This window comes from Flavobacterium sp. MEB061, from assembly GCF_000834715.1.
Classification (GTDB): Bacteria; Bacteroidota; Bacteroidia; order Flavobacteriales; family Flavobacteriaceae; genus Flavobacterium; species Flavobacterium pectinovorum.
Genome location: NZ_JXQR01000060.1, coordinates 1 through 605, shown reverse-complemented (window position 1 = coordinate 605; position 605 = coordinate 1). Strand labels below are relative to the sequence as shown.

General features: G+C 41.7%; 1 pseudogene. It reads right to left on the bottom strand.

The features are described 5' to 3' along the window. Window positions 1-605: pseudogene (locus RT99_RS21150) on the bottom strand (gliding motility-associated C-terminal domain-containing protein); the annotation flags it as partial.

Genomic DNA, 605 nt, shown 5'->3' with positions numbered 1-605 from the left:
TTGTTACCGCTAATCTTATAGCGCTTTCACAATTGGTTACCGGATCTAAAATAGCTCCGTAATAAACTCCGTTTGCCAAAGCTGTAGTTGATGGAATTGCTACACCGCCTGTTGCAGTGCTATACCAAACTACATTTGGCTCGTTTACCTGAATGTTGGCAACTGTTGGCGCATTCACTAAACAGAAATCTTGCGTATCATCTGTTGTGGTTGGTGTGCCAGGATCGGTAACTGAAATTGTTACCGCTAAACGAACTGAACTTTCGCAACCTGTTACAGGATCTAAAATAGCTCCGTAATAAATTCCGTTTGCCAAAGCTGTCGTGGCTGGTATCGCTGTACCGCCTGTTAAAGTGCTGTACCAAACTACATTGGCTTCGTTCACCTGAATATTGGCTACTGTTGGTGTATTCACTAAACAGAAATCCTGAGTATCATCTGTAGTTGTTGGCGTTAACGGATCTGTAATGTTAATTGTTACTGCTAATCTTACTGCACTTTCACAATTAGTTACAGGATCTAGAATAGCTCCGTAATAAATTCCATTTGCCAAAGCTGTAGTTGATGCTATTGCTACACCGCCTGTTGCAGTGCTATACCAAACT